At 64.8% G+C, this 8,274-nt stretch carries 8 protein-coding genes; 4 read left to right on the top strand and 4 right to left on the bottom strand.

The features are described 5' to 3' along the window. From fabF to gmk, 4 genes are all read left to right on the top strand, one after another. The coding region (fabF, locus tag ACSLE4_RS02755) for a beta-ketoacyl-ACP synthase II (protein ID WP_435902962.1) at positions 1 to 1,103 on the top strand (1,103 nt) is incomplete at its 5' end. Positions 1,104 to 1,304: 201 nt separating this feature from the next. Continuing rightward, positions 1,305 to 2,537 (top strand): endolytic transglycosylase MltG, encoded by a 1,233-nt coding sequence (gene mltG, locus ACSLE4_RS02750; RefSeq protein ID WP_435902961.1) that lies wholly within the window; start codon positions 1,305 to 1,307, stop codon positions 2,535 to 2,537. 113 nt (positions 2,538 to 2,650) lie between these two features. Then, positions 2,651 to 3,538, top strand: a complete 888-nt coding sequence (locus ACSLE4_RS02745) for a YicC/YloC family endoribonuclease (protein WP_435902960.1) — start codon at positions 2,651 to 2,653, stop codon at positions 3,536 to 3,538. Between the two features lie 8 nt (positions 3,539 to 3,546). Then, entirely contained in the window at positions 3,547 to 4,179 is a 633-nt protein-coding gene (gmk, locus tag ACSLE4_RS02740; protein WP_435902959.1) for a guanylate kinase, read from the top strand. Here the strand turns inward: gmk and rsmA are convergent. From rsmA to ACSLE4_RS02720, 4 genes are all read right to left on the bottom strand, one after another. After that, positions 4,176 to 5,036 carry a 16S rRNA (adenine(1518)-N(6)/adenine(1519)-N(6))-dimethyltransferase RsmA gene (gene rsmA, locus ACSLE4_RS02735; RefSeq protein WP_435902958.1) on the bottom strand — a complete coding sequence of 287 codons (861 nt, stop codon included), beginning with the start codon at positions 5,034 to 5,036 and terminating at the stop codon, positions 4,176 to 4,178. The genes gmk and rsmA overlap by 4 nt on opposite strands. Positions 5,037 to 5,040: 4 nt before the next feature. Continuing rightward, complete coding sequence (pdxA, locus tag ACSLE4_RS02730) at positions 5,041 to 6,063, bottom strand: 4-hydroxythreonine-4-phosphate dehydrogenase PdxA (RefSeq protein ID WP_435902957.1); 1,023 nt, start codon at positions 6,061 to 6,063, stop codon at positions 5,041 to 5,043. A 29-nt stretch (positions 6,064 to 6,092) separates the two neighbouring features. Further along, complete coding sequence (locus tag ACSLE4_RS02725; RefSeq protein WP_435902956.1) at positions 6,093 to 7,034, bottom strand: hypothetical protein; 942 nt, start codon at positions 7,032 to 7,034, stop codon at positions 6,093 to 6,095. Next, on the bottom strand, positions 7,027 to 8,274 hold a 1,248-nt coding region (locus tag ACSLE4_RS02720), incomplete at its 5' end, for an LPS-assembly protein LptD (RefSeq protein WP_435902955.1). The genes ACSLE4_RS02720 and ACSLE4_RS02725, both read right to left, overlap by 8 nt.

The raw sequence follows: 8,274 nt of genomic DNA, 5'->3' as shown, positions 1-8,274 counted from the left end.
GCGACGGCACCGAAGGGACGTTCAATCCCAATGATTGGATGGAGCCGAAGGAACAGCGCAAGGTCGACGACTTTATAATCTATGCCATGGGCGCCGCGACCCAGGCGCTGACGGACGCGGGCTGGAAGCCAGCCGCCTACGAGGATCAGATCCGTACCGGCGTGCTGATCGGCTCCGGTATTGGTGGGCTCCAGGGTATCGAGAAGGCGTCCTTGCTGTTCGCCGAGAAGGGCCCGCGCCGGATTAGCCCCTTCTTCATTCCGGGGCGTCTCATCAATTTGGCGTCCGGTTACGTTTCCATCGAGCACGGCCTGAAAGGCCCGAACCATGCGGTTGTCACCGCCTGCTCCACGGGGGCGCACGCCATCGGCGATGCCTCGCGCCTCGTGGCGTTTGGCGATGCGGATGTGATGCTCGCCGGCGGTTCGGAGTCGCCGATCTGCCGTCTGGCGCTTGCGGGCTTCGCCGCCTGCCGCGCGCTATCCACGAATTTCAACGATCAGCCGCAGAAGGCCTCCCGTCCCTATGACCGCGACCGTGACGGGTTCGTCATGGGCGAGGGCGCCGGCATGGTGGTGGTCGAGGAGCTGGAGCACGCCAAGGCGAGGGGCGCGAACATCTACGCCGAGATCGTCGGCTACGGCCTTTCGGGCGACGCCTTCCACATCACCGCGCCGGCCGAGGACGGTGATGGCGCCTTCCGCTGCATGTCGGCCGCGGTGAAGCGCGCCGGGATCGATCCGGCCGATATCAACTACATCAATGCGCACGGCACTTCGACCCCTATGGGCGACGAGATAGAACTCTCCGCTGTGGAGCGCTTGTTCGGCAATGCCGCTGGGAAGGTCTCGATGTCCTCGACCAAGTCCGCCACCGGGCATCTGCTGGGCGCCGCGGGCGCGATCGAGGCCATCTTCTCGGTGCTCGCGCTGCGCGACAACATTGCGCCGCCGACGCTCAATCTCGACAATCCCTCGGTGGCGACGGCGATCGACCTGGTGCCGCACCAGGCGCGGCCGCGCACCATCGACACGGTGCTCTCCAACTCGTTCGGCTTCGGCGGCACCAATGCCTCGCTGATCATGCGCCGATACGCCGCCTGATCGGTTATCCTTTTGCTTGTCAGGCGAACCTCCCTTTCGCCATATTTCGACGCAAAGTGGATTCACTTATGCGGGGGCGCGCGCTGATCGAGCATGACTTCGACGAGAAACACTCCGCCACCTCCGCCTTCCCCTCCGGGTAATCCGCCACGCGGCCCGAGGCCGGCTCCAGGGCCCGCGCCTCAGCGGCCGGCGGCCCATGTGGCTGGACGGCCCGTGGGTCATGTCCTGCCGCGCAGTCCCGCCGAGGCTCTCGAGCCGCAACGCCCGCCCGAGCCTCCCGTACAGGAGGTGCCGGAAGATGACTCGCATCCGTTCCTGCGGATGTTCGACGGGCTCTTCAATTTCGTTTTCATTCTGCTCTGCGCGGCCCTGGCCGTGTTCTATTTCATCCGTGTGGAGTTCGACCGGCCCGGGCCACTCGAGGTCTCGACGGTCCTTGTCGTGCCGAAGGGCGAAAGCACCACGGGAATTGCGGACCGGCTCGCGGCCGAAGGTGTCATCGCGGACCGGCGCATCTTCATGACCAGCATCTTCTACTTCATGCACCTGAAGGGGCAGGGAACGCTCAAGGCCGGTGAGTACCAATTCGACAAGCACGCGAGCATGCGCCAAGTCCTTGACACCTTGGTCGAGGGCAAATCTATCCAATTCAGAGTGACGTTCCCGGAAGGGTGGACGAGCCAGCAGGTCGTGGAGCGTCTCGCGGCCAATCCGGAGCTCGACGGTCCGGTGCCCGAAGTCCCGGCGGAAGGATCGCTGCTGCCGGACACCTACAGTTTCGGCTCCAAGGATACACGGCAAGACATCGTCCAGCGCATGCAACTCGCTCATCAGAAATTCCTGGCCAAGGTCTGGGAGGAGCGTGATCCCGACATCATGGTCAAGACTCCGGAGGAGGCGGTGATCCTCGCTTCCATCGTGGAGAAAGAGACCGGCGTCGCCGAGGAGCGCCCTCGCATCGCCGGTGTGTTCCACAACCGGCTACGCAAGGGCATGCGTCTGCAATCCGATCCCACCATTATCTATGGCATCTTCGGCGGCTCGGGCATGCGCGACCACCCGATCACGCGGGAAGAGCTTGAGCGTGAAACCCCCTTCAACACCTACAAGATTAACGGCTTGCCACCCACGCCGATCGGCAATCCCGGCCGCGCCGCGATCGAAGCCGTTCTGAAGCCGGCAAAGACGAAGGACGTGTACTTCGTGGCCACCGGCAACGGCGGTCATATCTTTTCTACGACCCTCGCCGAGCACAATCGCAACGTGGCCAAATGGCGGAAGATCGAGCGCGAGATCAGGGCCCGGCAGGCGGCGGAGGCTGCCGCGGCTGCGGCCGCCGAGGAGCGCGGTGCGTTGCTGCCCGAGGGAGAGGTGGGACTTGCCGAAGCGGGCGGGCCGATCCCCTTGCCCAACCGCAATCCGGTCCGCTAGGCGTCTCTTTCCCGTTCACCCCGTTTTGGCTTTATCGGGCTTCACGCCTGATTTTCCTCGCGACTCGGCTATAAAGCGCGCGAGCATGCTTCCAACGTCCTGAGGCAAAAGCGATGACCCTGAAAAGCATGACCGGCTTCGCCCGCACCGATGGGGTGCACGGGGATACGAGCTGGTTCTGGGAGATCCGCAGCGTCAATGGCCGCTCGCTCGACTTGCGCTTGCGGCTGCCTTCGGGGTTGGAGCGGCTGGAGACCCCTGTGCGGGCGCAATGTCAGGAGAGGCTTTCCCGCGGCAATTGCACCGTCACCCTCGGGGTGAGGCGCGAGAGCGGCCAGATGGAAATCCGGCTCAACGAGACGGCGCTCGCCCAGGCGCTCGCCGTGGCCAAGCGCGCCAAGGACATTGCCGGCTTGAAGCCCGCGCGGCTCGACACGCTGCTCGGGATGCGGGGCGTGGTGGAAACCGCGGAGCCTGAGGAGAGCCAAAAGTCGCAGGCTGCGCTGACGGACGCGCTGCTGGCGGGACTGGCGTCCGCGCTGGACCAACTGGTTGCGGCGCGCACATCCGAAGGCGAGCGGCTGCAAGATGTGATTGAGAAGCAGCTTGCGTCCATCGGCGAGCTGGTCGCGCAGGCCGCCGCCGCAGTGGCGCGACAGCCCGAATTGTTGGCGGGGCGGCTTCGCGAGCAAACCGCGCGTCTCGGCGAGGCCGGTGCTGCGCTCGAGCCCGAGCGTTTGCACCAGGAGGCGTTGTTGCTTGCCGCCAAGGCGGACATCCAGGAAGAGCTGGACCGGTTGCGCGCGCATGTCAGCGCGACGAAGGAACTGATCGCGAGCGGTCAGCCCGCGGGCCGCAAGCTCGAATTCCTCGCCCAGGAATTCAATCGGGAAGCCAACACGACCTGCTCGAAAGCCTCTGACATCGAGCTCAGCCGGATCGGGCTCGAGCTCAAGTCGGTGATCGATCAGCTTCGCGAGCAGGTGCAGAACATCGAGTGAGGCCGCCTATGGATGAGATCGGCCGTCGAGGACTGATGCTGGTGCTATCGTCGCCGTCGGGCGCTGGCAAGACGACCATCGCCCGGCGCGTGCTCGACGAGGATACCGGCATCGCGCCTTCGATCTCCCACACCACGCGCGAGAAGCGCCGCGGCGAGGTGGACGGGAGGGATTACCATTTCGTGGACAAGCAGACCTTCAGCCGGATGCGCGAGCAGGGCGCGTTTCTGGAATGGGCTGTGGTGTTCGACAATTATTATGGCACCACGCGTGGACCCGTGGAGCAGTCCTTGGGCGAAGGCCGGGATGTCTTGTTCGACGTGGATTGGCAGGGCGCCACGGCCTTGCGCGACTCCGCCAAGAACGACGTGGTGTCGGTCTTCGTGCTGCCGCCGTCGGCGCGTGCGCTGGAAGAGCGTCTGAAGACCCGCGCCCAAGATTCCGAGGAAGTGGTCGTCCGGCGCATGCGCGGCGCCAGCAACGAGATCCAGCATTGGGGCGAGTACGACTATGTGCTGGTCAATTTCGATGTGGAGCGTTCCGTGGCGGCGGTACACGCCATCCTCGCGGCGGAGCGGCTCAAACACGCCCGGCTCACGGGGCTGGACGGGTTCGTGCAGGGACTGTTGAAGCAGCTCTAATCTAACCCGCTCTTTTGAGCCCCGAGCGCGTTGGCGATGCGGCAGAAATCGCCGATCTGCAATTCTTCCGCGCGGGCCTTGGGATCGAGGCCGAGCGCTTCCAGAAGACCCTCCGCATCCGGCGTGATCTGGCGCAAGCTCGCGCGCAGCATCTTGCGCCGCTGGCCGAACGCGGCGGCCGTGACGCGCTCCAGCGCACCCACATCGCAAGGGGGCTCTGGCCGGTCGCGGGGGGTGAACGCGACCACGGCGGAGGCGACCTTCGGCTTCGGCGTGAAGGCATCGCGCGGCAGCGAGAACAGGATACGGGGCTCCGTGCGCCACTGCGCCAGCACGGCAAGACGGCCATAGTCCTTGGTGCGCGGCTTGGCGACGATGCGGTCGGCGACCTCCTTCTGGAACATGAGCACGAGACGGTCGAACCACGGAGGCCATGGCGATGTCTTGAGCCAGCCGATGAGAAGCGGCGTGCCGACGCTATAGGGCAGGTTGGCGATGAGGCGGGCACGAGAGCCGAGAGGCAGCGCCGCGTAGTCGACCTCCCGCGCATCGCCCGCGACGATCTCCAGCCGGCCGGGATAAGCCGCGGCAATCTCTTGAAGCGCCGGAAGGCAGCGGTCGTCGCGTTCGATAGCGATAACCTTTTCCGCGCCTTCCAGCAGCAATGCGCGCGTGAGGCCGCCCGGCCCGGGGCCCACTTCGACCACGGTAACGCCCTCGAGCGGGCCCGCAGCCCTGGCAATGCGGCGGGTCAGATTGAGGTCGAGCAGGAAGTTCTGGCCGAGGTTCTTCTTGGCGGTGAGGCCGGACGCGCGGATGACATCGCGCAAAGGGGGCAGGCCGTCGGGCGCGGTCATTTGGTTAGGCCTCGTCGGCCGCGGTCTGGCTCATGGCGGAGGCCAAGCGCAGCGCCTCGATCAGACTGCGCGGATTTGTTTTTCCGGTCCCCGCGATGTCGAAAGCTGTGCCGTGGTCCGGCGAGGTCCGCACGAAGGGAAGCCCCAGCGTCACGTTCACCCCTTCCTCGAAGGCGAGCGTCTTGAACGGCACCAGCGCCTGGTCGTGATACATGCAGATCGCCGCGTCGTAACGCTCGCGCGCGGCCTCGTGGAACAGCGTGTCGGCGGGGTAGGGCCCCGACACGTCGAGACCTTCGGCCCGCGCTTCGGCGATGACCGGCTCGATGATCTCCACCTCTTCACGGCCGAGACTGCCCTGCTCGCCCGCGTGAGGGTTGAGGCCGCTGACCGCGAGCCTAGGCCGGTCGTAGCCGAAGAAGCGGCGGAGATCGCGGTTGGTGATCTTGATGGTCTCGGCGAGCAGATCGCGCGTGAGAGTGCGCTCGACGTCCTTCAGGGGGATGTGGATGGTCGTCGGCACCACCTTAAACGGACCGGCCACCAGCATCATCACCGGGTGGAGCGGGGTGGCATCGCCGGACGCCAGCGAGGCGAGATATTCCGTGTGTCCCGGAAACGCGAAGCCTGCGCGATAGAGATGCGACTTCGACACCGGGTTTGTGACCACCGCACGCGCCTCGCCATCTTGCACCAGGGCGACGGCGATCTCGATGGAACGCTTGACGGCGTCCATGGCCTCGAGGCTCGGTTGTCCCGCCACGACCGGGCCCGAGACCGCTGTGGGCAATACGGGAAGGGCATCGGGGAAAATTTGAGCGGCGTCCGCAGGCGCGGCAATCTTGGCGATGGGAATGGAAAGGCCCAACGATTCGGCACGCTCGGCCAGCACGGTCTCGTCACCGATCAGGACGAATGGCGGTATCGCCTCGCGGTTCCGCGCGGCAAAGGCAAGTAGGGTGACGTCAGGCCCTATTCCGGCGGGATCGCCGAGGGTGAGGGCGAGCGGTTTGGCGGTAGGACCCATGAATCAAGGGCCTAGCATGAAAACCGCCCTCAGCGGTATTCGACGAAGGCGTCCTGGCGAAGATCGCGCAAGAGGCGCTCGGCGCGGATCATCATCTCCTCGTTCATGAGCTTCCGCTGGGTCGTCTCGCGGACCGAGCCGTCGCTGCTGACGGCCCGATTGCCGCAAACCGCATAGAGCTCGACCGCCGAGCGCGATACGGTGGGCGGGGTCATTTGCCCGACTTTTGCATTCTGGACCAAGAGCCGGGCGGGCTGGGCGAGGTTCGTGGCCTGTTGCTCCAGCAGGGTCTTGACTGTTGCCCCTTCGACTCCCTTGGCCATATCCGGGACGTTGGCGCAGCCGGTGAACCGGGCGCGCATGGCCTCGGCCGCGGCCAGCTTGGCGGCAAGGACGCGCTGGTCGGCGCCGCTGGGGAGTTCCAGCCTCACCTGCTGAACCTGCACAGAGGATTGCGCCTCGTCTTCGCCGGAATCGGCCAATGCCTGATCGACGTCGACGTCGCCAATCTGAACCTCGCGGGCGAATTTCTGCCGCACCACGCTTTGCCAGACGAGTTGCGCCCGGATGCGGTCCTTGAGGGTCTTCACGTTGACGCCCGCCTTGCCGAGAGCCGTGGTGAGGCCGGCGACGTCGAGACCGTTCTTGCTGGCCATGTCGTCGACAATCTTGGTGACGTCCTCCTCGTCGGGCGTGACTCCGAGCTTCCGACCCTCCTGGATCTGAAGGTGCTCGTCGATGAGCATGTCCGTCGATTTCTTTTTAAGCTCGGGGCTCGGCTGCTCCTTCGTGGTGAGCGCCAAGAAGCGCTCGCGTTGCGCGATGTCGTAATCCGAGATCGGATCGTCGTTGACCAGGATCTTGATGGAAACTTCCTGGGCGCGGCCGGGCGGCGTGGCAAACAGACCCGCGGACACGAGGGCGGCGAAAAGCGCAAGACCGCGCACTAGATAGAGGGCCGCGCTACTCATTGAGGTCCGATCCATCCGCGCCGAACGTGCCGAAAGCCTCGCTGGCGACGGAGTAGCTACCCAGATATTTCAGGGCGAAGTTCACGAGGAAACGCTGATCCGGCTCGATGTCCTGATCCTTGATGAAGGACCGCTGATAGGTGACGTCGATCTTGAAGCAGTCGTCCTGATAGCGGAGGCCAAGACCGTCGGTGATGGTCTGGTCCCCCTCGATGTCGTAACGCAGGTTGCCGAGTGCCCACCATTCGTTGGTGATGGCTAGCGCACCGCCGAGAACAATTTCTTCGCGGTCAGTGTTGCTCACGATATGAGGTGGCGCTCCCCCCGGAACTTCGCCGGGCACGTCGGCATAGTTGACGCGCGCTTGCAGCGGACCGTAGCGAACCCAAGACCCGAGATCGGTACGCTCGACATCGAGGGTGTCCTGATCGAAGCGCTGCTGCGCGGTGAAGGAGATGTTCTGGGTCGCCTGCAGGTAGAGGCCCGAGACGTAGTCGGAGGTATCGGTCGCGAGGCCGCTGGTCCGGTAGAAGTCGGTGTCGAACTCGTTCTGCCCGGCAATCTGATAGCTCTGACCGAACACGGCGCGGGCATAGGCACCCGAGACGAGCTGTGCGGTGTAGCGCACGCCGACATTGGCGCGGGTGCCGGTCTCGATGCGGTCGTAGCCGGAGAACTTGTCGATATCGAACAGGATCGTGTCGTCGAACACGAGGCTCAACGCATCCTCGTTGGGAATCTCCTGCTGGTCGCCGAGAGAGTCGGGCCGCGCGATGATCTGTCCGATCGGCTCCACGGTATGGGTGATGGCGCCGGTCGTCGTGATGAACGGATAGCGATATTCCATGCCGGCGACGGCGTTGCCGCGCCAGATGGCGCCGTCTTCCGGATCCGGGGTCACGAGGTCTTCGCTGCCGCCCAGCTCGAGCACGCTCGGCTCGTCGACGCTGTAGATGTCGCCGCGCAGGCGTCCGAACGGTGTGAACACTTGGCCGATACCGTCGATCAGTTGGCGCCGCCAGTTCGCTTCCATGATGAACCGGTTCGAGTCGGTGCCGTCGTCGCTCGAGAACGCCATGACGTTGGAGTTGAAGCTGAGCTCGCCACCGACAATGTGGGTGTCGACGATGTAGTCGTAATCGATGATCGGATAGACCGTCGCTTCGGAGAACTCCTCGTCTTGGCGCAGCAGGCTCTGCGTGTTGTAGAACCGCGTGGAGAAGTAGTTCCGGTCGTGGAG

Origin of the sequence: Methyloceanibacter sp. (genome assembly GCF_051306395.1) — a bacterium.
GTDB lineage: Bacteria > Pseudomonadota > Alphaproteobacteria > Rhizobiales > Methyloligellaceae > Methyloceanibacter.
The sequence above is the reverse complement of the archived record's forward strand: the minus strand, read 5'-3'. Positions and strand labels throughout refer to the sequence as shown.

Bases quoted from the DNA above. Each gene is read 5' to 3' on its own strand.
- ACSLE4_RS02745 (WP_435902960.1), top strand. From the start codon at position 2,651: ATGACCCTGAAAAGCATGACCGGCTTCGCCCGCACCGATGGGGTGCAC.
- gmk (WP_435902959.1), top strand. From the start codon at position 3,547: ATGGATGAGATCGGCCGTCGAGGACTGATGCTGGTGCTATCGTCGCCG.
- rsmA (WP_435902958.1), bottom strand. From the start codon at position 5,036: ATGACCGCGCCCGACGGCCTGCCCCCTTTGCGCGATGTCATCCGCGCG.
- pdxA (WP_435902957.1), bottom strand. From the start codon at position 6,063: ATGGGTCCTACCGCCAAACCGCTCGCCCTCACCCTCGGCGATCCCGCC.
- ACSLE4_RS02725 (WP_435902956.1), bottom strand. From the start codon at position 7,034: ATGAGTAGCGCGGCCCTCTATCTAGTGCGCGGTCTTGCGCTTTTCGCC.